Genomic DNA, 23535 nt, shown 5'->3' with positions numbered 1-23535 from the left:
GCAGGTTGTTCGAGGTGCCCTTCAGTCCCGACGACGGAGGGTGTCGGCCGGCTTTGGGCTTCGCTTGTCGCGGCGGCACGACAGTTGAGTCCCACGGCGGAGCCGCTTGCGTCTTTCTGACGTCGGTGCGGGTCGCGTGATGCCTTGTGGGAGTCAACTGTGATGCAGCGTGCGACGCGCGAGACGGTGTGCGCTTTCCGATGGCGCAATGCGTCGGGACTGAAGTCCCTCCCACAGTGCACCCGGCGGGCTCGACGCAAGCGCTTGTAGAGCGGCTTCAGCCGCGACCAGACGCAACGGGCGTGTCGCGGCTGAAGCCGCTGCTACGACAGCACCGTGGAACGCGCGGCGCGACGCCGCTAGTCCAGCGCCGCCAGGAATCCACGCAGCGCCTCGGCGACCGTATCGGCATGGCCGAGGAACGGGGCGTGGCCGCCGCCGGCGACGATCAGCGTGCGCGCGTTCGGCGCCAGGGCAGCGGCGGCCTCCATGCCTGCGGGTGGGACCAGGCGGTCGCGCTGGCCGCCGATCCACAGGCTGGGCACGCGCAGGCCGGGCAGGGCGCGGCGCAGATCGGTACGTTCCAGCAGGGTCAGGCCGTCCTGCAGTACGTGCGGGTCGGGCGCGCCGCGGGCGTCGAGCGCTTCGCGCAGGGTGCGCAGTTCGGCGCGCGCGTGCGCCGAGCCGAGCGTATCCAGTGCCAGGAAGCGCTCGAGGGTGCCGCGATAGTCTTCGGCCAGATCGCGGCCGAACTGTTCGAACACCTGCGGTTCCACCGCGTGCGGCCAGTCGCTGCCGCGGACGAAGCGCGGCGTCGCCGCGAGCATCGCCAGCCCGCGCACCTGCGGTTGCGTGGCGGCGGCGTGCAGCGCGAACAGCCCGCCCAGCGACCAGCCCAGCCACACGGCCGGCGGCGTGGCCGCGGCGATTGCGCTGACCACGTGCGGCAATGCCAGCGGCGTGTCGTCGCCCCGGCTGTGGCCGTGCCCGGGCAGGTCCACCAGATGCAGGCGGTACTGCGCCGACAGGCGCTCGACCAAGGGCGCGAAGATGCCGCCGTTCAACGCCCAGCCGTGCAGCAGGACCAGATCGGGGCCCTGCCCCAGGGTGTCGATATGCATCGTTGTCGTCGTTGCGAAAGAACAGGAAAGGCAGCGTCGGCTGCCGCGTCAGTGCGCCGCGCGCTGCGCCAGCACCTGCGGCAGCAGCAGGCGCCACTGTTGGCGCGGATAGTCGCGGGTGCGCCAGGCGGACACGCGATGCGCACCACGGCGCTGCTGGATCGCCGCGCTCAGCCAGTCGCCGTCGATGACCTGCCAGGCGCCGGCCGTGGTCAGCAGGTTCGGCGCCAGCCGCGGATGCACGTCCTCGCGCAGCATCTGCCACAGCGTATCGGTGGCGAACGGCGAGGCGGCGAGTACCGCGGCGATCTGCGCATGCCGCGCGTCGACCGCATCGTCCAGGTACAGCTCGGCCAGCGCGTCCCACACCGCGCGTCGCGCGGCGAGGTCGGTCGCGCTCACGCCGGCACGCCGGGCGGATGCGCGGCCACGCGATCGCGTGCCAGCGCCAGCGCGTCCAGCAGCGCCTGCACCTGCGCCGGGGTGTGCAGCGCCGACAGGGTCACGCGCAGCCGCGACTTGCCTTCCGGCACGGTCGGCGGACGGATCGCCGAGACCAGGTAGCCGGCCTGTTCCAGCGCTGCCGACCACGCCAGCGCGGTGCGCTCCTCGCCGCACAGCAGCGGCTGGATCGGCGTGTCCGAGGCCATCAGTTCCAGGCCGTGACGGCGCGCGCCGCCGCGGAACAGGGCGATCAGTTCGACCAGCCGCTCGCGCCGCCACTGGTCGCGCCGCGCCAGCTTGACCGCCGCCAGCGAGGCCGCGGCCTGCGCCGGCGGTAGCGCGGTGGTGTACAGATACGGCCGCGCGGTTTCGGCCAGATGCCGGATCAGCGGGGTATCGCCGACCACTGCGGCGCCGTAGCCGCCCAGTGCCTTGCCCAGGGTCACCAGTTGCAGCGGAACGTCGTCGACACCCAGCCCGGCCTCGGCGACGCTGCCGCGCCCCTGCGGGCCGACCACGCCGACGCCGTGCGCGTCGTCCACGTACAGCAGCGCCTGTTGCGTGCGCGCCACCAGCGCCAGCGAGCGCAGCGGGGCGACGTCGCCGTCCATGCTGAACACGCCATCGGTGGCCAGCATCGCCGCACCGTCGGCGGCGTGCTTGAGCTGGCGCATCGCGCCTTCGGCATCCAGGTGCGGGTAGCGACGCAGGCGGCAGCCGGCCAGGCGGCTGGCGTCGAGCAGGCTGGCGTGGTTGAGCCGGTCCTGCACGCACACGTCCTCTTCCTCGCTCAGCAGCGCCTGCTGCACCGCCAGGTTGGCGATGAAGCCGCTGCCGAACAGCAGCGCCTGCGGATAGCCGAGCCAGTCGGCGATCTCGCGTTCCAGCGCCTCGTGCAGCGCGTGGTGGCCGCACACCAGGTGCGAGGCGGTGGCGCCGGCGCCCTCGCGCGCGGCGGCGTCCTGCAGGGCGGCGACCACTTCGAACTGCTGCGCCAGGCCCAGATAGTCGTTGCTGCAGAAGCCGGTCAGCCAGCGGCCGTCCACTTCCAGGCGCACGCCGTCGCGGCGGCCGACGCTGTGGCGCACGCGCAGGCGCCCCTGCGCTTCGCGCAAGGCGCGCGCGGACTGGATGCGGTCGTGCAGGTCGGGACGGGCCATGGGCGCGGGAAGGGCATCTGGCGGGCTAGCGTAGCGCGTCCCCGGCCGGGCCGGGCGCCGCCGGCGATGGACGGCCGGATCGGCGGACGGACGCCCCAGGCTCAGACCAGCGCGGCGGCGATCGCCGGTGTGGGCTGGGCGGTGATGTCCGCGTGCACGGTGCCGGGATGGTCGTGCGCGTCGGCATCCACCATCACCTGCATCGGCCGCAGCCCCAGCCGCGCGAACAGCGCCTGGTCACGCTCGGTGTCCGGGTTGCCGGTGGTCAGCAGTTTCTCACCGTAGAAGATCGAGTTGGCGCCGGCGCAGAAGCACAGCGCCTGCAGTTCGTCGCTCATGCTCTCGCGCCCGGCCGACAGCCGCACCATCGCCCGCGGCATCGCGATGCGGGCGACGGCGATCGTGCGCACGAACTCGAACGGGTCCAGCTCGACCGTGCCGTGCAGCGGGGTGCCGGCGACCTGCACCAGGCGGTTGATCGGCACCGAGTCCGGATGCACCGGCAGGTTGGCCAGCGCCTGCAGCAGGCCGGCGCGCTGGTCGCGCGACTCGCCCATGCCGACGATGCCGCCGCAGCAGGTCTTCAGGCCGGCGTCGCGCACGTGGGTCAGGGTGTCCAGGCGGTCCTGGTACTGGCGGGTGTGGATGATCGAGTCGTAGAAATCCGGCGCGGTGTCCAGATTGTGGTTGTAGTAGTCCAGCCCGGCCGCCTTCAGCGCCTGCGCCTGGGTGCCGTCGAGCATGCCCAGGGTGGCGCAGGTCTCCAGGCCCAGCGCCTTCACCTCGCGGATCATCTCCGCCACCTTCGGGATATCGCGGTCCTTGGGCGAGCGCCAGGCCGCGCCCATGCAGAACCGCGACGCGCCGGCGGCCTTGGCCTGGCGCGCCTTGTCCAGCACCGCCTCGGTGCTCATCAGCTTCTGCGCCTCCACGCCGGTGGCATAGCGCTGCGCCTGCGGGCAGTACGCGCAGTCTTCCGGGCAGCCGCCGGTCTTCACCGACAGCAGCGTGGACACCTGCACCTGCGCCGGATCGAAGTGTTCGCGGTGCACGGCGGCGGCGCGGTGCAGCAGTTCCGGGAACGGCAGATCGAACAGCGCGAGCAATTCCTGGCGTTGCCAGTCGTGTCGGACGACAGCGGACATGGGGGTTTCCTGACGGTCAGCGGCTGGGAAAGCGGGCAGTCTGGTAAGCATGCAACGTCCTGTCAACTTCACAATGACTGGTTTGGTTGACGGCGGTTGGCGCTGGTTGCAGCGCCGCCTGCTGCCGGAACGCTGCCTGGTGTGCGGGGAGCCCGGCGCGCCGGGCCTGGACCTGTGTGCCGCCTGTCGAGACGGCGTGCCCTGGAATGCGGCGGCCTGCTGCCGCTGCGCGCTGCCGTTGCCGGCGCTGGATGCCGAGCAGGTCTGCGGCGCGTGCCAACGCCGGCCGCCTTTGCTGGAGCGGGTGGCCAGCGCCTGCGTGTACGCCGCGCCGGTCGATGGCCTGTTGCGCCGCTTCAAGTTCCATCAGGACCTGGCCGCCGGGCGCCTGCTCGCCGCGCTGCTGCAGGCACGCTGCGCGGCCTTGCCGCGGCCGCAGGCGCTGCTGCCGGTGCCGCTGCATCCGGCCCGGCTGCGCCAGCGCGGTTACGACCAGGCGCTGGAACTGGCGCGGCCACTGGCGCGCGCGCTGGCACTGCCGCTGTGCCTGGACCTGCAGCGGGTGCGGGCGACCGCGGCGCAATCCGAACTGGATGCGCGCGCACGCCGGCGCAACCTGCGTGGTGCGTTCGCGGTGCCGGCCTCGGCGGCGCTGCCGGCGCACGTGGCCCTGGTCGACGACGTGATGACCACCGGCGCGACCCTCCACGCCGCGGCAAAGGCACTGCGCCGTGCCGGCGTCGAACGGGTCGATGCCTGGGTGGTGGCGCGGGTGCCGTGAGCGCTGCACCGGCTGTGCCTGCAACGCGTGCGGACCCGTGGCTATCGCGTGGCCTGTGGCCAGGGCGTTGCTTCGCGCCGCCGAAGCGAGCTGCCGAACCGCGTCGGTGTCAGCCGGCGCGCAGTGCCAGCGCCGCGGCAATGCCGGCGAAGATCGCCAGGCCGACCCAGTTGTTGTGCAGGAAGGCGCGGAAGCACGCCGCGCGTTCGCGGTGCCGGGCCATGCGGAATTCGACGACGACCAGCAACGCCGCCACGCCCAGCCCGGCCCAGTACCACACGCCCAGGTCCGCGCGATGCCCGACGAAGGCGAGAGCGACGAACATCAGCGCGTACAACACGCCCTGGATGACCAGGTCGAGTTCGCCGAACAGGATGGCGGTGGACTTGGAGCCGGCGCGCAGGTCGTCCTCGCGGTCGACCATCGCATACCAGGTGTCGTAGGCGGTGGCCCACAGGATATTGACCGCGTACAGCAGCCAGCCCAGCGCCGGCACCTCGCCACGCACCGCGGCGAAGGCCATCGGGATGCCCCAGCCGAAGGCCATGCCCAGGTAGACCTGCGGCAGGTAGGTGTAGCGCTTGAGGTAGGGATAGCTGGCGGCCAGGAACAGCCCGACCACGCTCAGGCCGATGGTCAGCGCGTTCATGGTCAGCACCAGCGCGAACGCGACCAGCATCAGTACCGCGAACACCGCCAGCGCTTCGCGGCCGCTGACCGCGCCCGTTGCCAGCGGCCGGCTGCGGGTGCGCTCGACCTGCGGGTCCAGCCAGCGGTCGGCGTAGTCGTTGATCACGCAGCCGGCCGAGCGGGTCAGCCACACCCCGGCGGTGAACACGAACAAGGTCCACAGCGGCGGTATCCCATCGGCGGCCAGCCACAGCGCCCACCAGGTCGGCCACAGCAGCAGCAGCACGCCGATCGGCCGGTCGCCGCGCAGCAGTTTCCAGTACTGGCCAAGGCGCGCGCGCGGCGGCAGCGCGGCAGGCGTTTCGTAGCGTTCGTAACCCATCGCGTAAGGGTAGCAGCCGCGTGGTGCCGGCGGCGCGTCGCGGAGGTGGATGCGCCGTGTCCTGCGTTGGTTGGCCGAGCGCCGCAGGACGCGGACGGGCGCCAGGCGTCCACGGCGAGGTGGCCGCCGTGCCGGCCGCGCCGCATGTCGACGCAAGGTGCCGGTGAGCGGACGGCGGCGGCCGCATGCCCATGACGCGCGCGCCGTCGCCGGGCCGTGCGAATGGGGGAGACGCGGACCACGAATGCCGTTAGAATGCGCGTCCGTTGCGCCCGTAGCTCAGCCGGATAGAGTAGTGGCTTCCGAAGCCATTGGTCGGGGGTTCGAATCCCTCCGGGCGCGCCATCCCCCGCCGTGCATGCCGATCCTGTCTGGCATCGCCCGCGTCCTGTCCGCCATCTGCGCTGGCTCCTCTTTACTCTTTCGCTTCCGCCGCCCTGCGGCCGTGCGAACGCATGCGTTGCTCGCTGCCGGGCGCTGTGGCGCCGATGCGTCATGCCCGCGCGACCCCGACCTTGTCCCAGCGCTTGGTCAGCGTCCCATCCGCTCCCAGAAGCATGGTACGCGGCGTGCTCTGCTGGAGCCGTCTGCGCGGTGTCCGAGCAGGGCGCCAGGCGTGGTACTGGCTGCGGTACGTGGCATGGGTGCGTGCGTGTTCGGAGACGGGACGTGCGCCGGAACGCACGGAACGAGGTGTTGCGCAACGTCATAGGTTGATGAATTTCACATTGCATGTCTCCCTGTGTAGAATTTCGGAGCGGCCAGGGTAGTGTCCGCCACAGGGCCGGCATGGGGATGCCGCTCGCAGTGCTTTCAGTGACGCCCGCCACCTGCATACGCACACGTTCGGATACAACGCCGGGTTCTTCATGCGCCGCCGCTCGACGCTCACGCCCCTGTTGCTCCTGATCGTCCTGTTGCTTGGCGGGTGCGGCGGGATCCAGTCGGTCTCCGAGCAGGGCCGCCGCTCCATTGCCCTGGACGGGCACGTACAGATGCTGCGCGATCGTGCCGGCACGCTCGACGTGCACGCGGTGGCGGCGCGCGGCGACCTGCAGCCGACGTCGCCGGAGTTCAGTCTCGGCTACATCCCTGATGCGGTCTGGTTGCGGCTGCGCCTGGATCGCATGACCCGCCTGCCTCGGGTGCTGATGTTGCAGGTGGACGCGCCGCTGGCCGATACCGTGCGCCTATACGTGCCGCAGCCGGGCGGTGGCTTCCGCGAACTGCGCCGCGGCGAGGACGTGTCGCGGCGCGAGTACCCCTACCTGCTGCGGACGCCGGTGTTCCAGTTGGAAGCGGCGGATGGACGCTATCCGGAGGTCTACCTGCGCCTGACCGAACGCAACGCGATGACGGTGGCGCTGAAGCTGTGGGAGCCGCAGGCGCTGCTCGCCCACGAGGCCTTGTCCGCCAGCCAGGACAGCATCTTCCTGGGCTTCATCCTCGCGCTGTGCATGGCCGGCACCTTCATCTGGCGACGCAGCGGCGTGGGGCCGGTGCGCTGGTATGTCGCCTACATCGCCACCAGCGGCTACAGCGTGTACAAGACCCGGGGCCTGGTCGGCCCGTTCTTTCGTCTGGACACGCACGATGGCGGCGACACCGTACTCGGCGTGGTGCTGGCGCTCAGCGTGGCCATCGCCGTGTCCTTCAGCGTGCGGTTGATGGCTTTGCACACGCATTTCCCGCGGCTGTCGCGCACCTACGAAACCTTCGTGTGGCTGGCGATCGGCGTCGCCTGCAGCGGATTCCTGCTTGGCAGGTTCGGCACGGTGATGCCGTTCGTGCAGGGGCTGAGCCTGGTCAGCGTACCGTTGCTGCTGCTGGTGGCGGCTTACCTGAGCTGGCGCGGCCAGGCCATGGCCAAGCTGTACCTGGTGGCGTTCCTGGTGCTGTACATCGCATTCTTCCGCGGCTTCCTGATCAACCTTGGCCTGCTGCCGAACACGCCGTGGCTGCGCAATGGCGCGCCGCTGGCGGTGGGTCTGACCCTACACCTGCTGTTGCTGACCTTCAGTTTCGCGCAACGCTTCTACGCGCTGGAGAAGCAGCGCCAAGATGCATTGGCCCTGGCGCTGGAACTCTCGCAGCAGTCCGAGGCATCGCTGGAGCACAAGGTGCGCGAACGCACCCGCGAACTGGCCGAGGAAATCGTGCAGCGCCAGGCCACCGAGCAGCGCCTGCGCGAGAGCAAGACGCAATTGCGGCAGGCACTGGTCGCCGAGCAGCGGCTGCGCGAGGAGCAGCGCGAATTCGTGACGTTGCTGTCGCACGAGTTCCGCACGCCCTTGTCGATCATCCATGCCAGCGGCCAGATGCTGCAGGACACGGAGACCGCGCTGCAGCCGGCAGGACGCCGCCGCATCGAGAAGATCCAGCGATCGGTGGAGCGCATGTCCGAGTTGATCGAACGTTTCCTCGACGATGAACAGGTGCTCTCGGACGAAGGCGCGCTCAAGCGCGAGGTGTTTGCGTTGCCCGCGCTCATCGACGAGGTGCTGGACGCGCTCGATCCGTCACGCGAGCGCGTGCGGGCCGAACTGGCGCAGGCGCCGCTGCGGGTGGATTGCGACCGCGGCCTGCTGCGGATCGCCCTGGACAATCTGTTGGGCAACGCCCTGAAGTACTCCGGGCCGGGACAACCGGTACGGCTGACGGCCACGGCGCAGGCGCAGACCCTGATCCTCGGCGTCGCCGATCAGGGGCCCGGCATTCCGCCGCACGAGCACACCGGGATCTTCCGCAAGTTCGCGCGCGGCAGCGGCAGCGGCGGCACTGCCGGCGCGGGGCTGGGGCTGTACCTGGTCAAGCGCATCGCCCTGCGATTGGGCGGCGAGTTGACCCTGGACAGCGACGGCCGCGGCGCGACCTTCAGCCTGCGCCTGCCCCAGGCCGTCGCCGCGGAGGGGCGGTGAGCATGCGCACGCACCGCACATGCGGCGCACGGCATGGCGTCGCGCGCTGCCGCCGCGCCGGGGAGGTACGCTGACATGGCATTGATCGGTCTGCTCGAAGACGAAGTGGATCTGTGCGAGGAACTGCAGAGTTATCTGGTCGGCGCCGGACACCGCGTGGTATCCGCTGGCTCGGCTGCGGCCTTCTTCGCCGCAAGTGCCGGGCTGCGCTTCGACGTGGTGATCCTCGATCGCGGGCTCCCCGATGCCGATGGCCTGGAGATCGTGGAGCGCCTGCGCAGCGCCTCCCCGGGCATCGGCATCATCATGTTGACCGCACGCGGTGCCAGCGAGGACCGCATCCACGGCCTGGAGAACGGGGCCGACCACTATCTGGTCAAGCCGGTGCGCCTGGCGGAACTGGCGGCGCACGTGCGTGCACTGTTGCGACGGCTGCCGCGCGGCTGGCGTCTGGTCGCCAGCGAATGCTGCCTGTACACGCCGGAGGATGCGCGTCTGGAACTGAGCGCGCGCGAGTTCGCGCTGTTGCGGGTGCTGGCCGTGCGCGCCGGCGAGATGGCCGGCCGCCGCGAGGTGGCCGAGGCACTGGGCTGGGACTGGCTGTCCTTCGACCAGCGTCGCCTGGATACCATGATCAGCCGTTTGCGTCGGCGCTGCCGCGAGGCGTGCGGGCAGGAACTGCCAATCCGCACCGAGCACGCGCGCGGCTATCTGACCACCGATTCCATCCGCGTGGAGTAAGCGCGCCGCGCGACGGTTGGCGACCAGGCGCCAGCGAACTCGGCGCAATGCGTCGCGGATGCCGCGTGATGCGATCATCGCTGCGTCAAAATGCCGTCGTCGCTGTCGCTCGTGCGCACTGCGTGGAACCACGGACGCGCCGGAAATCCGCCGAAATGCCTGCATTCCGATGCGGCGAACGACCCGCGCCTACGGTCCTTTGACGTTACGCGGCCGTGTCAGAACTCGTAAGTTTTCACGCCCTCGTGATCTCCAGAATGGCGCCGATCAACAAGGGCGCGTTCTGCGCACCACACGGGGACATTGCATGAATACCACGCGGCTGGCCAAGCTTCTTGGCCTCGGCTCGTTGCCACTCGCTGTCAATTTGGCTCTTGCGCAGACGGCGCCGCCGGACGCGGGCTCGCTGCTCAACCAGCAGCAGCGCCAGGAACGGTTGCAGCCGCCGGCCGACGATGCGGCCGCGTTGCTGCAGGCGCCGTTGCCCGATGCGCCGGATGGCGGCTTCAGCGCACGCATCGACCGCGTCCGCTTCAGCGGAGCCGAGGGCGCGATCGACACGCAGGCGCTGCAGGCGGTGGTTGCCGATGCGCTGGGCAAGTCGCTGACCCACGCGCAGTTGCAGGCGCTGGCGCAGCGGGTCAGTGCCGCGCTGCAGGCGCAGGGTTATCTGCTGGCGCGCGCCTATCTGCCGCGGCAGGACCTGAGCAACGGCGAGCTGGAGATCGCGATCATGATCGGGCGTCTGCAGAACGCGCCTGGCCGCGTGCAGGTGCTGTCCGACGATGCCGCGCTGCGCGCCCGCGCGACCGGCATCGCCGATGCGGCCTTGCCCGAAGGGCCGGTGCGCAACGACCAGTTGGAGCGCGCGCTGCTGTTGATCAACGACGTGCCAGGCGTGAGCGCGCGTGCGACGCTGGAAAAGGGCGCCGAGCCCGGCAGCAGCCGCCTGCTGATCCGTGCCGATAGCGCGCCGGCGTGGATCGGCGGCGCGAGCGTGGACAACTTCGCCAACCGCTACACCGGCGCGTGGCGCAGCAGCGCCTGGGGCGCGGTGAATCGGCCGTTCGAGCACGAGGACCTGCTCGGCGTGAACCTCAGCCACAGCAGCGGCAGTGATCTGCTGGGTCTGAACTACGCCATCGGCCTGACCCCGTCGGGTCTGCGCGCCAACGTCGCCGCCTCGTCGATGCACTACGCGGTTGGCGCCGAGTTCAAGCCGCTGGACCTGCGCGGCAGCGCGCGTACCGTCAGCGCCGGCCTCAGCTATCCGCTGTTGCGCACGCGCAAGCGCAGCCTGTGGATCAGCATGGACGCGGAGCGTCGCGAGCTGGTCGACAAGGCGCTGGGCCAGGTCCTGCGCGAGCGCAATCTGGACCGGCTCACCACCATGCTCAGCGGCAACGCCTGGGACGGTTGGTGGGGCGGCGGTTACTTCGGCGCCAGCCTGGGCTGGGTCGCCGGCCGTGTGGAGCTGGACAACGCGGCCGACCGCATCGCCGACGGGCTGAGCGCGCGCACCCGCGGCAGCTACAACAAGCTGGTCTGGCGCGTGGAGCGCAATCAGAGCCTGGGCGGCTTGAGCAACTGGGGCCTGTACGTGGGTGCCAATGGCCAGTTCGCCAGCAAGAACCTGGATTCGTCGGAGAAGTTCCTGCTCGGCGGCCCGTCCGGGGTGCGCGGGCATGCGGTCGGCGAAGGCAGCGGCGACAACGGCTGGCTGGTCAATGCCGAGCTTCGCCGCGATTTCTTCGTCGCCAGGCACGTGCGTGCGCAGGCGCTGTTGTTCGCCGATCACGGCCACGTGCGCCAGCACATCGATCCGTGGGCGGGATCGGTGATGCCGTGGTCGGGCAATGCGTACGACCTGTCCAGCGCTGGTATCGGCCTGAACCTGCAAGGCGAGCGCTGGTCGCTGCGCGGTGCCTGGGCGCACCGGCTGGGCGACAACCCCGGCCGCAGCGCCGCCGGCCTGAACGCCGACGGCCTGCGCGACGACCACTACCTGTGGCTGCAGGCCAGCCTGCGCTTCTGACGCCGCCACTCCACGCCTTCTGAGGACGATTCGCATGAATCACATCTACCGTTTGATCTGGGACGAACTGCGTGGCGCCTACGTGGTCGCCGCCGAAATTTCCCGCCGCCGCGGCAAGCGCAGCGGCACCGTGGTGCGTGCTGCCGCCGCCGCGATCGCCATCGGCAGCGTGCCGCTGTCGGCCTATGCCGTGGATCCTGGCGCATTGCCCGACGGCGCGCAGATCGCCGCCGGCAATGCGCACCTGGACCAGCACGGCGCCAACCTGACCGTGCATCAGGACAGCCAGCGGCTGATCCTGAACTGGAACAGCTTCGACATCGGCAACCAGGCCAGCGTGCGCTTCGAGCAGCCCGACAGCACCGCCATCGCGCTGAACCGCGTGCTCGGTGGTACGCCCAGCCAGGTGCTGGGCGAACTGAGCGGCAACGGCCAGGTCTGGCTGGTCAATCCCAACGGCGTGTACTTCGGCAAGGGCGCGCAGGTGGACGTGGGCGGGCTGCTGGTTAGCTCGCTTGGCATCAGCGACAGCGACTTCCTGGGCGGACACGCGCGCTTCGTCGCCAGCGGCGCGGCCGGCGCGGTGCGCAACGAGGGCGCGATCCGCGCCAACGGCGGCGTGGTGGCATTGCTGGCGCCGGCGGTGAGCAACACCGGCAGCATCGCGGCGGGCCAGGTCGGACTGGCCGCAGGCGATCGCGTTGCGGTGGACTTCGGCAGCGACGGCCTGCTGTCGCTGGCGGTCGCCCAGGACGCGCTGAAGGCGGAACTGGCGCAGAGCGGCACCATCCGCGGCAACAACGTGGTGCTCAGCGCCGCCGGCGCCAGCGCGCTGCGCTCCAGCGTCATCAACATGGATGGCGTGGTCGAAGCGACCTCGCTGGGCGCGCATGGCGGGCGCATCCTGCTCGACGGCGGCGACGCCGGCCAGGTCCACGTCAGCGGCCGCCTCGACGCCAGTTCGGCGACCGGCCAGGGCGGCCGCATCGACGTGCTCGGCCAGCAGCTACGCCTGGACGGCGACGCGCGCCTGGACGCCAGCGGCGCGACCGGCGGTGGCGCCATCCACGTCGGCGGCGGTTGGCAGGGGCACGATCCGGCGTTGCGTAACGCCACCCACGTGGAGGCCGATGCCAGCGTCGCGCTCGACGCCAGCGCCGGCAGCAGCGGCAACGGCGGCGAAGCGGTGGTCTGGTCCGACGGCGACACCCGGTTCGCCGGCAGCATCGCCGTGCGCGGTGGCGCGCAAGGCGGCAACGGCGGCCGCGCCGAAGTCTCCGGCAAGCAGCAACTCGCCTACAGCGGCCGCACCGATGCCAGCGCGGCCAACGGCGCGATGGGCGACCTGCTGCTGGACCCGGACACCATCAGCATTCAAGGCGGCGGCACCGGCATCGGTTCCCTGGGCGGAAGCACGGTATACGTGCGGGACCTGCAGGCGCAGAACGCCAACGTGATGCTGGTGGCCGACAATGGCATCACCTTCGGCGACCTGTCGCTGAACGGCGGCAATGGCCGCCTGAGCATGGCCAACAATGTCAGCCTGCGTCTGGAGAACACCAACGGCACCATCAGCTTCGCCAATCCGACCAATACGGTGGAAGTGTTCGGGACCGGCAGCATCTACATGCAGAGCGGACGCACCAACACCGGCTTCCTGAGCAGCATCGGCAACCTGATCGCACATGGCCCCGGCACCAATCCCGGCACGCTGCCGACCCACGACGTCACCCAGAACGGCAACGGTACCCCGGGCGCCGGCTCGATCACCCTGTACGGCGCCGACGGCATCTCGGTCAGCGGCGCGCTGACCACCAATGGCGGCTACGTGCGCATCTGGGGCGACTCGGACAACATGGGCGGCGGCGACCTGACCCTGAACTCGCCGATCTTCAGCAATGGCGGCAACGTGTACCTGTCCACCGGGCAGGGCGCGGTGACGCTGAACTCCAACATGACCCTCGGCGCCGGGCGCGTGCTGTTCAAGGCCGATGGCAGCTACACCAGCGGCGAGAAGATCCTTAACGGCCTGATCGACGCCAGTGGGGACTTCAACATCGATACCGCCTTCACCATGAAGGGCGGCGCCAGCATCTACACCAGCGGCAACATCGTGTTCGGCAACGTACCGGTCAATCTCGATACCGGCAGCGGCGTGCTGGTGCTGCGCGCCAACAAGATCGACTGGGGCTCGTCGACCCTCAACAACCTCAGCACGGCGTCGATGCGCTTGGAGCCGTACGATCCTTCGGTCAACATGGTGCTGGGCGACGCCAACGGCTTCGCCTCGGCGGCGACGCTGAACAAGTTGCCGGGCATCCGCAACCTGACCATCGGCCGCGCCGACGGCACCGGCACCATCAGCGTCTCCGGCAACTACAACTTCAACGCCAGCGGCAGCTTCGAACTGCTCGACAAGACCCTGGACATCACCGCCGGCAGCCTCAGCAACAGCACCGGCGACGTGATCCTGACCGGCGACACCATCAACCTCAGCCAGCATGTCACCGCCAACGGCGGCAACGGCAAGGTCACGATCCGGCAAATGACCGCGGCCAACGCCCTGCATCTGGGCACCGGGCTCAGCAACGCGACGATCGGCCAGGTCAACGCGGCCACGCTGGAAGTGGGCCGCAGCGACGGCGGCGACCTGGTGTTCGACAGCGACATCGTCACCGGCGCCAGCACCGTGAGCCTGAAGAGCGGCCAACGCGTCTTGGGAGTCAACGGCGGCGTATCTGCGGCCAAACTGGCGGTCACCGCCGGCGCTGGCGCCACCCTCAGCGACAGTACCTTCAACTTCACCACGCTGGCGCTGGACGTGGGCGGCGCCACCCAGATCGCCAGTTCCAGCGCCACTTGGGGCCTGGGTCTCGCCGACACACTGACCGGCTTGAATGTGCGCGCCGGCACCACCGGGACGGTGGGGTTGAACGCGACAGGAACCTTGGGCCTGAACAGCGTGATCAACTTCAACAACAGCGCCGCCACCCTCGTCGCCACTGCCGGAACCGGTTTCGATGCGGCCAGCACCACGCTGAGCAATCAGACGGCAGCTACCGTGGCCTTCGCCGTGTCCGGCGGCAACCCGTTCGCGTTCGGCGGCAGCAGCACGGTCCTGAGCGGCAGCATGCTGTCGCGCTTCAACGGCGTGAGCACGTTGCGTCTGGATGCGTCGGGCAATGACGTGACGATGGGGGCGTTCAACGTCGCCGTTGGCAACCGCATGCAGGTGCAGGCGCGTCGTTTGCAGCAGACCGGCGATGTCGGCGTGAGCGGCGGCAGCCTCTATCTCAGCGCCGCGCAGGGCGGCCTGAGCCTGAACCACGGCATCAGCGCCGCGCAGACGCTGTCGCTCAACGACGTGGCCGGTACCGGCATCCAGGGCAGCGGCGCGTTGACCGCTGCGGCACTGGCGCTGCGCTCCAGCGGCGCGGTGTCGCTGACCTCCGCCAGTACCCTGGTGAACGCGATCGCGGCGCAGAGCGGCGACCTGACTTTCCGCAACAACGGCAACCTGCTGGTCGGCAGTGTCGATGGCCTCGCCGGCATCGCCTCCACCGGCGCGGTGGACGTGCGCCTGACCGGCGCCAGCGCGGACCTGACGCTGCAACAGGCGGTGAGCGCGGGCAATGCCGCGCAGCGACAGACCGGCGTGCTGCTGGCGGCCGGCCGCAACTTCATCAATCAGGCAGGCAACAGCGCCGTAAGCGCCGGCAACGGCCGCTGGCTGGTGTATTCCACCTCGCCGCTCAATGACACCCGCGGCGGTCTGGCGCCGCAGTTCAAGCAGTACAACGCCGGCACCGGCAGCACCGTGCTGGATGCGGGCAGCGGTTTCCTTTACCGCGTCGCCCCGACCGTTGCCGTCGCCCTCACCGGCGCAGCCAGCAAGACCTATGACGGCAATGCCGCTGCCGCACTGGGCGGGATCGGCTACACGGCCAGCAGCGGTGCGATCGACGGCGATACGGTCGTCGTCACCGGCACCGCCGCGCACTACGACAGCAAGAACGTCGGCCACGGCAAGGCGGTCACCGTCGACGGCCTGAGCGTGGACCACGCCGGCAACGGCGCGGTGCGCGTGTACGGCTACGGTCTGGCCAGCACCAGCGCCAGTGCCAACATCGGTACGATCAGCCAGAAGACGCTGCAGCTGGGGGCCGGCTCGATCCAGGGCAAGGTCTACGACGGCACCACCACCGCCAGCCTGGGGGCGGCGGCCCTGAGCGGCGTGGTGAGCGGCGACGACGTGCGCTTTGCCGGTGCATCCGGCGCGGTGTTCGCCGACAAACGCGCCGGCGTCAACAAGCAGGTCACCGTGTCCGGCATCGCGCTCGGCGGCAGCGATGCAGGCAACTACCTGGTCGACAGCACGGCCTATGCCGACATCGCCAAGCGCACGCTGACGGTGGCGGTCGACATCGCCGGCAAGGTGTACGACGGCGGGATCGGCGCGCAGGTGCGCAACGCCACGCTCGGCAATGCCGTCGTCGGCGACGATGTGTCCGTCGCCACCCAGGCCGCGTTCGTCGACAAGAACGTCGGCGACAACAAGAGCGTCGTGGTCGCCGCACAACTCGGCGGCACCGATGCCGACAACTACGTCATGGACGTGGCCACCTCGACGCCGCGCGGCAGTACCGCCTCGATCACGCCCAAGACGATCGACGCCGGCACCCTGAGCGTGACGGCCAAGGTGTACGACGGCAACCGCACCGCCAACGTCGGCAGCAACGGCCCGGTCGGCACGCTGAGCGGGGACGACGTGGCGCTGGTCCTGCAAGGCCAGTACGACGACAAGAACGCCGGCATCGGCAAGCGGGTGGACGTGACCGCGGGCTTGCGCGGTGGCGACGCCGGCAACTACCAGTTGCTCGCGACGCGCCTGCAGTCCAGCGGCGACATCACGCCCAAGACGATCGACGCCGGCACGCTGAGCGTGACGGCCAAGGTGTACGACGGCAACCGCACCGCCAATGTCAGCAGCAGCGGCCTGGTCGGCACGGTCGGTGGGGATGACGTCGCGTTGATCTTGCAGGGCCTTTACGACACCAAGAACGCCGGCACCGGCAAGCGCGTGGACGTGACCGCGGGCCTGCGCGGTGGCGATGCCGGCAACTATCGCCTGCTCAACACCAGCCTGCAGTCGCGCGGCGACGTGGCGGCGAAGCAACTGACCGTCGGCAATGTGGCCGTGCTGGACAAGCGCTTCGACGGCGGCAGCGACGCGGTGCTGGTACTGCCGCCGCTGCGTGGCGTGGTCGCTGGCGACGAGGTCGCGCTGCAGGGTCGGGGTCAGTACGACAATGCCTCGGCCGCGGCGGGCAAGACGGTGCAGATCGCACTGGCCCTGAGCGGTGCCGACGCGGGCAACTACCGTCTGACCGACGCGCGTCAGCAGACCGTCGCCGGCATCGAGGACCTGCCGGGCCGCAACGCGGTGGACGCGGTCTCGCAGCCGAGCATGGGGGGCAACGGCACGCAGCCGGGCGGCACCGCCGACGGAAATTCGTCGACGGCGGCGGGCGCGATTTCGGCAGCGGCCGGCGCGATGGGGGAACTGGGCGCATCGGCGCAACCGCGGCTGGGTGGAACCTCGCTCGATCCGACCGGCGCCGGCAGTACGGCATCGGGTGGCGGCGCCGGTGGCAGCGGCAGCGGCCTTGGCGGTAGCGCCGGTGGTTCGGGCGGTGCCGGCGGCACTGTCGGCGCTGCGATCGGCACGGGCACCGGGACCACCGCGGCCGACGGTGCCACCGGCTCGGCGGGCGCCAATGCCGGTGGCAACGGCGCAGGCAACGTCGCCGATGCCCAGGGCGGTGCTGGCGCCGCAAGCCAGGGTGCCGGCCAGCGCGGCGGTGCCCCGGGCGATGTGGCGATGGAGCAGGTGCTGCGCAACGGTGCCGGCGTGAGCCTCGCTACCGGTGGCGAGACCCTGGCGCAGCTTGAAGTGGCGGTGCTGACGGTGTTCGACGGCGAAGGCCGCGCGCTTGGCCGCCTGCGGGTGGAAGACCTGGGCAGCAGCCTGGCGCTGCACCCGCTGGACGGCAGCGCGCCGACCGCGCCGAACCTGCAGCAGAACGTTCGCGCCAGCGCCCAGACCAGTGTGGCCGTCGATGCGGACGAGAACGCTACGCTGCGCCTGTCCCTGCTGGAAGACGGCACGCTCCACGTGGTGGCGCCGCGTTCGGCCGCACGCATGGACCGCGAAACGCTCAGCGCCTACGCGCTCGGCGCGCTGAAACAGCAGGCGGGCGTGTCGGTGCAGCAGGTGCGCGCGCTGGTGCTGAGCTTCGTCGACTGACGGAGTGGCGAGGGACACAGGGGCGGCTGCCGCCTCTGCGTCCCGGCGGCCTGGCTGATCGGGGGAAAGGCCAGGCCGGGTTCGACCGTCTCGGCGCGGGTGATGCGCCTGAGGCGGAGGCAGCGGCGTCCGCGGTGCGATGGTGGCAAGCGCGGAGCACCCTTGCGGTGAGATCAAGGTCATCGCCTCGCCATCGTCGCGCCGCGGACGCGCCACATTCTGGAGGTGTGATTGCCTGATGCATGCAGGGTGCGACACAGCGCGACCCTGCGTCGCACAGGCCCTCATGCGGGAGTGTGCTCTGGCAACCTTGTGGGTGGGAGGCTGCCGCCGCCGTTCCGGCGCGTGTGCCGCGCGGCCAGCGCGATGCTGTGCCGCCGATCGCCACCGCATCGCTGCAGTGTCGCCGCGCCGGGGCGATACGGCTATCGTATCGGGATGCCGAGCGCTTCCCCACTTCCCTTTCGACGCAAACGGCGTGTTGCTTGCGCGGCGATGGCGTTGTTGGCCGCTGGCTGTCGGCGTCGCTGGCGGTAGTCGCGGTGTCGCACGCATGATCGCGACGAGCAGTTCACGCACGCCCTTGCCCAAGCCGGCCGTCCGCCGGCTCGGCGCGGACGACGCGCTGGCCTATCTGCGGGTGGGCGAGGGTGCGCCGGTGCTGCTGGTGCACGGGGCCCTGTGCGACTACCGCTACTGGGCGCCACAGCTGCGCGGCCTGGCCGACCGCTTCCAGCTCAGCGCGCTGAGCCTGGGCCAGTACTACCCGCGACTGCCGTCGGCGTCGCGGCATGCGTTCGGTTGGCGCTGGCATGCGCAGCAGCTCGCCGCCTTCATCGCCGAGGAAGCGCGGCCGGTGCATCTGGTCGGTCATTCCCGTGGTGCCGCCGTGGCCTGGCAGGCGGCGCTGTTGCAGCCGGATGCCATTGCCAGCCTGACCCTGTTCGATCCGGGTGGCCCGCAGCGGCAGGGCCTGCCGGCCGACGTTCAGGCGGTCCGCGCGCAAGCGATCGCGTTGCTGCAAGGTGGCCAGGTGGAGGCCGGCCTGGAATGCTTCGTCGATTCGGTCAGCCAGCCCGGCGCCTGGGCGCGCAGCAGCGCAAGCTTTCGGCAGATGGTGGGCGACAACGCGCAGACCCTGGTGCCGCAGATTGCCGACGTGCTGCCGGCGTACCGGCCCGAGCAGGCCGCTGCCCTGGCGATGCCGGTGTTGCTGGTCGCCGGCGAACGCAGCCCGGCCCAGTACCGCGACAACGCCGCCGCGTTGGCGGCCTGGCTGCCGCAGGCGCGCCATGAGGTGCTGGGCGGGGCGTCGCACGGCATGACCTTTACCCATGCGAGGCGGTGCAATGCCTTGATCGCCGAGTGGGTGGGCGCTGCGGCGAGGAGCTGAGCGCGTACGGCAGAGTGCTGCGCTCAGCGGGCACGACTGGGTGCAGACTGGATGCGGCGCACGCCGGCTGCGGCTTGGCGTCACCCTGCCAGGCGGCGTGCCCCGGGTGGCGTCGGACCCACGGCGCTCGCCGTTGGCTCGCCACGATCCAGTTGCCGGTACGCGATGGCCTCGGTCAGGTGCGCGGTGGCGATGCGCTCGCTGGCGTCCAGGTCGGCGATGGTGCGGGCCACGCGCAGGATCCGATGCAGCGAGCGCGCCGACAGCCGCAGGCGCTCGATGGCCTGTTCCAGCAGCGCCTCGTCGCGCGGTTGCAGGCGGCAGTCGCGCAGGGTTTCGCTGTGGCCGAGCTGGCCGTTGGGCCGGCCGGCGCGGGCCTGCTGGCGTTGCCGTGCCAGCTCCACGCGCTCGCGCACGACGGCGCTTGCTTCGCCGGGCGGCGCATCGGCGCGCAGCGCCTGCGGCGGCAGCCGCGGCACTTCCACGTGCAGGTCGATGCGGTCCAGCAGTGGGCCGGAGATGCGCGCGCGGTAGCGCCGTACCGCGTCCTCGCTGCAGCGGCAGCGGCCGCTGGGGTCGCCTGCCCAGCCGCAGGGGCAGGGATTCATCGCCGCGACCAACTGGAAGCGCGCAGGGAACTCGGCGCTGCGCGCCGCGCGCGACACGGTCACCTGGCCCGATTCCAGCGGCTCGCGCAGCACTTCCAGCGCATGCCGGTTCCACTCCGGAAGTTCGTCCAGGAACAGCACGCCGTGGTGCGCCAGCGAGATCTCGCCCGGGCGCGGATGAGTGCCGCCGCCGACCAGCGACACCGCGCTGGCGGTGTGGTGCGGTGCGCGGTAGGGGCGTTGCCGCCAGCGTGCCGGATCCACGCCGCGGCCGCTGACCGAAGCGATGGCCGCGCTCTCCAGGGCCTCGGCTTCGCTGGCCTCGGGCAGGATCCCGGGCAGGCGCGAGGCCAGCAGGGTCTTGCCGCAGCCGGGGCTGCCGATCAGCAACAGGTGGTGATGCCCGGCCGCGGCGATCTCCAGGGCGCGCCGCGCCTGCGCCTGGCCGCGCACGTCGCTCAGGTCGGGAAAGGGCGCGGCGACCGTGGGCGGCGCGGTGGCCGCGGGCAAGGTCTTGCTGCCGTTGAGCAGGCCGCAGACTTCCAGCAGGGTGCGCGCGGTGTAGGCCTGCACGTGTTGCGCCAGTGCGGCCTCGGCGCCGTTGTCGGCCGGGACGATCAGGGTGCGCCCGGCCTGGGCGGCGGCCAGTGCGGCCGGCAGGACGCCGTCGACCGGACGCAGTTCGCCGGTCAAGGCCAGTTCGCCGAGGAATTCGTACTGGCCGAGCACCTGCGGGTCGAGCTGGCCGGCGGCGGCGAGGATGCCCAGCGCGATCGGCAGGTCGAAGCGACCGCCCTCCTTGGGCAGGTCGGCCGGCGCCAGGTTGACGGTGATCCGCCGTGCCGGAAATTCGTACTGCGCGCAGAGCAGGGCGGCGCGGACGCGATCGCGCGACTCGCGCACCGCGGCTTCGGGCAGGCCGACGATCTGCGTGGTCGGCAGGCCGCCGGACAGATGGACTTCGACCCGAACCGGAGGCGCAAGCACCCCCGCGCGGGCACGGCTGTGCACCAGCGCCAGGCTCATGGTGGCGGGTGGATCAGGCGGTGGGGCTGGGCGAGGGCCCGCTGCGCGCCGCTTCCAGCGCGGCGACGCTGCGCTCCAGCGCTTCGAGCTTCTCGCGGGTGCGCAGCAGCACTGCGCGCTGCACTTCGAATTCCTCGCGGGTGACCAGGTCGAGCTTGCCCAGCCCGGCCTGCAGCGCGCTCTTGAAGGTGCTCTGCAGTTCGTCGCGGGACTGGCGCAGGCCCGGCGGCACCAGATCGCTGAGGCGGCGGGCGAGGTCGTCGAGATGGTTGAGGTCGATCATGGCTGTGCTCCGGCAGGTGGCGTCAGACTGCGGTATCCGGCGGGTCGGGACCATCGGGATCGGACGCGGCGCGCTGTCGGAAAATTCCGGCGTTGGGGGCGCGCGGCCATTGAACCCGACGGCCGTCGATCGCGCAACCGCGCTATCCTGAGGCCATTGTGATTGGAGAACGCCGCATGAAGATGATCATGGCCGTGATCAAGCCGTTCAAGCTCGACGACGTGCGCGAGGCGCTCGCCGCGCAGGGCGTGGCCGGCATCACCGTCACCGAGGTCAAGGGCTTCGGCCGGCAGAAGGGCCACACCGAGCTGTATCGCGGCGCCGAGTACGTGGTCGATTTCCTGCCCAAGGTGAAACTGGAAGTGGCGGTCAGCGAGGACCAGGTCGAGCGCGTGGTCGAGGCCATCGTCAAGGCCGCCGCCACCGGCAAGATCGGCGACGGCAAGGTGTTCGTCTACGACCTGGGCACGGTGGTGCGGATCCGCACCGGCGAACTGGACGCGGACGCGCTGTAACGCAGTCACCGCGCCTGCATCGCCGTGGCATGGACGGTGTCGTGTAGGAGCGGTTTCAGCCGCGATGGGCGTTCCCGATAGAACCTGTCGCGGCTGAAACCGCCCCTACAGGCGTGGCGGGCCAGTTGGATAGGTCAGGCACGCTGCGCGTCAGCCGCCGACTCAGACGCCGCCGTAGCCACGGCCGAGGGTGAGCCAGAACGTCGCCACCACCAGTACCGCCACGACGACCGTGGCGCGGCTGGACGGTAGCGGCAGTGGCGCGCGCGACCGGCGCGACAGCGCGATGACCACCAGGCCGATCGGTGCCAACAGGTCTTCCTGCGCCGCCTCGCGCAATGCCGGCAGCACCGGCCCTGCATGGAACAGCACGCTTACGCAGGCCACCGTGCCGGCAGTGGCGTAGGCCGCCAGCATTGGCCTGCCTTTCGGGAGCCACGGGGCGATGGCGCGCAGCACCTGCAGATACAGCCAGGCACCGGCCAGTCCCATCCCCAGCCGCCAGACCCAGGCCGGCTGCAGGGCGAGATCGCGCAGGACGAAGGCGAGGTCCCCGTCATCGGTGACCGCGGAGAACAGCAGGTAGCCGGCGCCCCACAGTCCGTTGAAGGCGGCGATCAGCGCGAGCGCCAGGCGCGGCGTGTCCGCGCGACGGCGGCGTGCCGCCAGGATGCAGGCTGCGGCCACGCATAGATTGGCCAGCGGGCCGGCGGCATCGACGATCGGTTGGCCGGACTGGCAGCGGAAGTACACCGACGTGAGCCAGCGGACGGTGCCGCCGCTGCCCAGGCAGGCCAGGCCATGGCCCACCGCTTCGTGGGCGACGCAGGCGACGACGAAGCCGATCGCGGCCAGCGCGCACAGGGTCCACGGCGACGTCGTCTGGGAGCGCATGGCAGGCTCGCGGTGTGTGCGATGGAGGCCGGCGCATCGTCGCACGCGCCGGCCATGGCGTGCGGCATCGTTTGGCGCCTACACCGCGCGATCGCGGCAACCGGCGAGGCGATGCCATGCGCGATGCAGCGCGCCTGTCGATTCGGATGCGCACGCGTTGGGGGCCGGCCTTGCCGAGGGCCCCGACAGCGCCGGCGATCCGCGGCATCGGCGCACGTCAGGCGCGCGCCGATGCCGAAGAGGACCGGGGGCTTAGCCGCCCAGCGCCTCGGCCACGAACGGCGGCAGCACCTGGGTGCCGGTGTGCAGGTGCGCGCTGTAGTAGCGGGTGGCGAACGGCTTGGCCGCGGCGTCGTCCTGGCGGAAGTCGAAGAGGCCCTGCTTGCGCGCCATGGTCACGCTCCACCAGCCGGTCGGGTAGCACGGCTGCGGGAACGGCACGGTGTGGAAGCTGGCGAAGCCGGCCTTGCCCATCTCCGCACGCATTTCCTTGATCAGGTCCAGCAGCGCCAGCGGCGATTCGGATTGCTGCACCAGGATGCCGTCGTCCTTCAGCGCCTTGAAGCAGCTCTCGTAGAAGGCCTTGTTGAACAGGCCTTCGGCCGGGCCGACCGGGTCGGTGGAGTCGACGATGACGATGTCTACGCTGCCGGCCGGGCAGTTGGCCATGTAGGCCACGCCGTCGTCGAACAGCAACTCGGCACGCGGATCGTTGTTGGAGTCGCACAGCTCCGGGAAGTACTTCTCGGCCATGCGCGTGACCTGCTCGTCGATGTCGCACTGGGTGGCGCTTTCCACGCCCGGGTGCTTGAGCACTTCGCGCAGGGTGCCGCAGTCGCCGCCGCCGATGATCACCACGCGCTTGGGCGCGGCGTGGGTGAACAGCGCCGGGTGGCTGATCATCTCGTGGTAGAAGAAGTTGTCGCGCGTGGTCAGCATCACCGCGCCGTCGATCACCATCAGCTTGCCCCAGTCGGTGGTGTCGTAGATCTCGATCTTCTGGAACGGCGACTGCACCTCGTCCAGCTTGCCGGTGATGCGGTAGCCGATGGCCGAGCCGGTGGGCTGGAAGTGTTCGATGTACCAGTTGTCGTTGGCGCTCATGCAGATGTCCTAGGAAAGCAAGAAAAGAAGCGACGATTCCTTCTCCCC

General features: G+C 70.6%; 16 protein-coding genes and 1 tRNA gene. 8 read left to right on the top strand and 9 right to left on the bottom strand.

What is annotated here, in order from left to right; translation table 11 throughout:
* Positions 1–359 precede the first annotated feature (359 nt).
* From bioH to bioB, 4 genes are all read right to left on the bottom strand, one after another.
* On the bottom strand, positions 360–1121 hold the full coding sequence (bioH, locus tag CEK65_RS06835; protein WP_152181202.1) for a pimeloyl-ACP methyl ester esterase BioH: 762 nt from the start codon (positions 1119–1121) through the stop codon (positions 360–362).
* A 48-nt stretch (positions 1122–1169) separates the two neighbouring features.
* Entirely contained in the window at positions 1170–1523 is a 354-nt protein-coding gene (locus CEK65_RS06830; RefSeq protein ID WP_152181201.1) for a hypothetical protein, read from the bottom strand.
* Complete coding sequence (gene bioF / locus CEK65_RS06825; RefSeq protein WP_152181200.1) at positions 1520–2725, bottom strand: 8-amino-7-oxononanoate synthase; 1206 nt, start codon at positions 2723–2725, stop codon at positions 1520–1522. The genes CEK65_RS06830 and bioF overlap by 4 nt, the downstream gene beginning before the upstream one ends.
* A gap of 101 nt (positions 2726–2826) precedes the next feature.
* Complete coding sequence (gene bioB / locus CEK65_RS06820) at positions 2827–3870, bottom strand: biotin synthase BioB (RefSeq protein WP_017914166.1); 1044 nt, start codon at positions 3868–3870, stop codon at positions 2827–2829.
* Positions 3871–3943: 73 nt separating this feature from the next.
* Here bioB and CEK65_RS06815 point away from each other — a divergent pair, with 73 nt between their 5' ends.
* A complete protein-coding gene (locus CEK65_RS06815) occupies positions 3944–4651 on the top strand; it encodes a ComF family protein (RefSeq protein WP_152181199.1) in 708 nt (235 codons plus the stop codon).
* Positions 4652–4760: 109 nt separating this feature from the next.
* On the opposite strand, the gene ubiA is transcribed toward CEK65_RS06815, so the two are convergent.
* Complete coding sequence (ubiA, locus tag CEK65_RS06810) at positions 4761–5663, bottom strand: 4-hydroxybenzoate octaprenyltransferase (protein WP_017909533.1); 903 nt, start codon at positions 5661–5663, stop codon at positions 4761–4763.
* A gap of 268 nt (positions 5664–5931) precedes the next feature.
* Between ubiA and CEK65_RS06805 the strand changes: the two genes are divergently transcribed.
* From CEK65_RS06805 to CEK65_RS06780, 6 genes are all read left to right on the top strand, one after another.
* Positions 5932–6008: transfer RNA gene (locus CEK65_RS06805), tRNA-Arg, on the top strand.
* 554 nt (positions 6009–6562) lie between these two features.
* A complete protein-coding gene (locus CEK65_RS06800) occupies positions 6563–8581 on the top strand; it encodes a sensor histidine kinase (RefSeq protein ID WP_226980495.1) in 2019 nt (672 codons plus the stop codon).
* A gap of 75 nt (positions 8582–8656) precedes the next feature.
* A complete protein-coding gene (locus tag CEK65_RS06795; protein ID WP_226980494.1) occupies positions 8657–9322 on the top strand; it encodes a response regulator transcription factor in 666 nt (221 codons plus the stop codon).
* A 307-nt stretch (positions 9323–9629) separates the two neighbouring features.
* Entirely contained in the window at positions 9630–11357 is a 1728-nt protein-coding gene (locus CEK65_RS06790) for a ShlB/FhaC/HecB family hemolysin secretion/activation protein (protein ID WP_226980493.1), read from the top strand.
* A gap of 34 nt (positions 11358–11391) precedes the next feature.
* Positions 11392–17664 (top strand): YDG domain-containing protein, encoded by a 6273-nt coding sequence (locus tag CEK65_RS06785; protein ID WP_152181197.1) that lies wholly within the window; start codon positions 11392–11394, stop codon positions 17662–17664.
* Positions 17665–18217: 553 nt separating this feature from the next.
* Complete coding sequence (locus tag CEK65_RS06780) at positions 18218–19057, top strand: alpha/beta fold hydrolase (protein WP_152181196.1); 840 nt, start codon at positions 18218–18220, stop codon at positions 19055–19057.
* 80 nt (positions 19058–19137) lie between these two features.
* Here the strand turns inward: CEK65_RS06780 and CEK65_RS06775 are convergent, their stop codons facing one another.
* Positions 19138–20691: a YifB family Mg chelatase-like AAA ATPase gene (locus CEK65_RS06775; RefSeq protein ID WP_152181195.1), complete on the bottom strand. Its 1554-nt coding sequence runs from the start codon at positions 20689–20691 to the stop codon at positions 19138–19140.
* Between the two features lie 13 nt (positions 20692–20704).
* On the bottom strand, positions 20705–20974 hold the full coding sequence (locus CEK65_RS06770; protein ID WP_010341857.1) for an accessory factor UbiK family protein: 270 nt from the start codon (positions 20972–20974) through the stop codon (positions 20705–20707).
* 176 nt (positions 20975–21150) lie between these two features.
* Between CEK65_RS06770 and CEK65_RS06765 the strand changes: the two genes are divergently transcribed.
* Positions 21151–21489: a P-II family nitrogen regulator gene (locus CEK65_RS06765; RefSeq protein ID WP_010341856.1), complete on the top strand. Its 339-nt coding sequence runs from the start codon at positions 21151–21153 to the stop codon at positions 21487–21489.
* Positions 21490–21651: 162 nt separating this feature from the next.
* Here CEK65_RS06765 and CEK65_RS06760 read toward each other — a convergent pair whose 3' ends face one another.
* Complete coding sequence (locus CEK65_RS06760; RefSeq protein WP_152181194.1) at positions 21652–22383, bottom strand: hypothetical protein; 732 nt, start codon at positions 22381–22383, stop codon at positions 21652–21654.
* Between the two features lie 252 nt (positions 22384–22635).
* On the bottom strand, positions 22636–23487 hold the full coding sequence (speE, locus tag CEK65_RS06755) for a polyamine aminopropyltransferase (RefSeq protein WP_152181193.1): 852 nt from the start codon (positions 23485–23487) through the stop codon (positions 22636–22638).
* Between the last annotated feature and the right edge of the window lie 48 nt (positions 23488–23535).

Origin of the sequence: Xanthomonas sp. LMG 12459, from assembly GCF_009192905.1 — a bacterium.
In the GTDB taxonomy this organism is placed as follows: domain Bacteria; phylum Pseudomonadota; class Gammaproteobacteria; order Xanthomonadales; family Xanthomonadaceae; genus Xanthomonas_A; species Xanthomonas_A sontii.
This window is presented reverse-complemented; position numbering and strand designations above follow the sequence as displayed.

What these genes read in the sequence shown, in the direction of transcription:
- CEK65_RS06795 (WP_226980494.1), top strand. Translation starts at nt 8,657, where the DNA reads ATGGCATTGATCGGTCTGCTCGAAGACGAAGTGGATCTGTGCGAGGAA.
- speE (WP_152181193.1), bottom strand. Translation starts at nt 23,487, where the DNA reads ATGAGCGCCAACGACAACTGGTACATCGAACACTTCCAGCCCACCGGC.
- ubiA (WP_017909533.1), bottom strand. Translation starts at nt 5,663, where the DNA reads ATGGGTTACGAACGCTACGAAACGCCTGCCGCGCTGCCGCCGCGCGCG.
- CEK65_RS06760 (WP_152181194.1), bottom strand. Translation starts at nt 22,383, where the DNA reads ATGCGCTCCCAGACGACGTCGCCGTGGACCCTGTGCGCGCTGGCCGCG.
- CEK65_RS06790 (WP_226980493.1), top strand. Translation starts at nt 9,630, where the DNA reads ATGAATACCACGCGGCTGGCCAAGCTTCTTGGCCTCGGCTCGTTGCCA.
- bioF (WP_152181200.1), bottom strand. Translation starts at nt 2,725, where the DNA reads ATGGCCCGTCCCGACCTGCACGACCGCATCCAGTCCGCGCGCGCCTTG.
- bioH (WP_152181202.1), bottom strand. Translation starts at nt 1,121, where the DNA reads ATGCATATCGACACCCTGGGGCAGGGCCCCGATCTGGTCCTGCTGCAC.
- CEK65_RS06815 (WP_152181199.1), top strand. Translation starts at nt 3,944, where the DNA reads ATGACTGGTTTGGTTGACGGCGGTTGGCGCTGGTTGCAGCGCCGCCTG.
- bioB (WP_017914166.1), bottom strand. Translation starts at nt 3,870, where the DNA reads ATGTCCGCTGTCGTCCGACACGACTGGCAACGCCAGGAATTGCTCGCG.
- CEK65_RS06780 (WP_152181196.1), top strand. Translation starts at nt 18,218, where the DNA reads ATGATCGCGACGAGCAGTTCACGCACGCCCTTGCCCAAGCCGGCCGTC.
- CEK65_RS06765 (WP_010341856.1), top strand. Translation starts at nt 21,151, where the DNA reads ATGAAGATGATCATGGCCGTGATCAAGCCGTTCAAGCTCGACGACGTG.
- CEK65_RS06785 (WP_152181197.1), top strand. Translation starts at nt 11,392, where the DNA reads ATGAATCACATCTACCGTTTGATCTGGGACGAACTGCGTGGCGCCTAC.
- CEK65_RS06775 (WP_152181195.1), bottom strand. Translation starts at nt 20,691, where the DNA reads ATGAGCCTGGCGCTGGTGCACAGCCGTGCCCGCGCGGGGGTGCTTGCG.
- CEK65_RS06770 (WP_010341857.1), bottom strand. Translation starts at nt 20,974, where the DNA reads ATGATCGACCTCAACCATCTCGACGACCTCGCCCGCCGCCTCAGCGAT.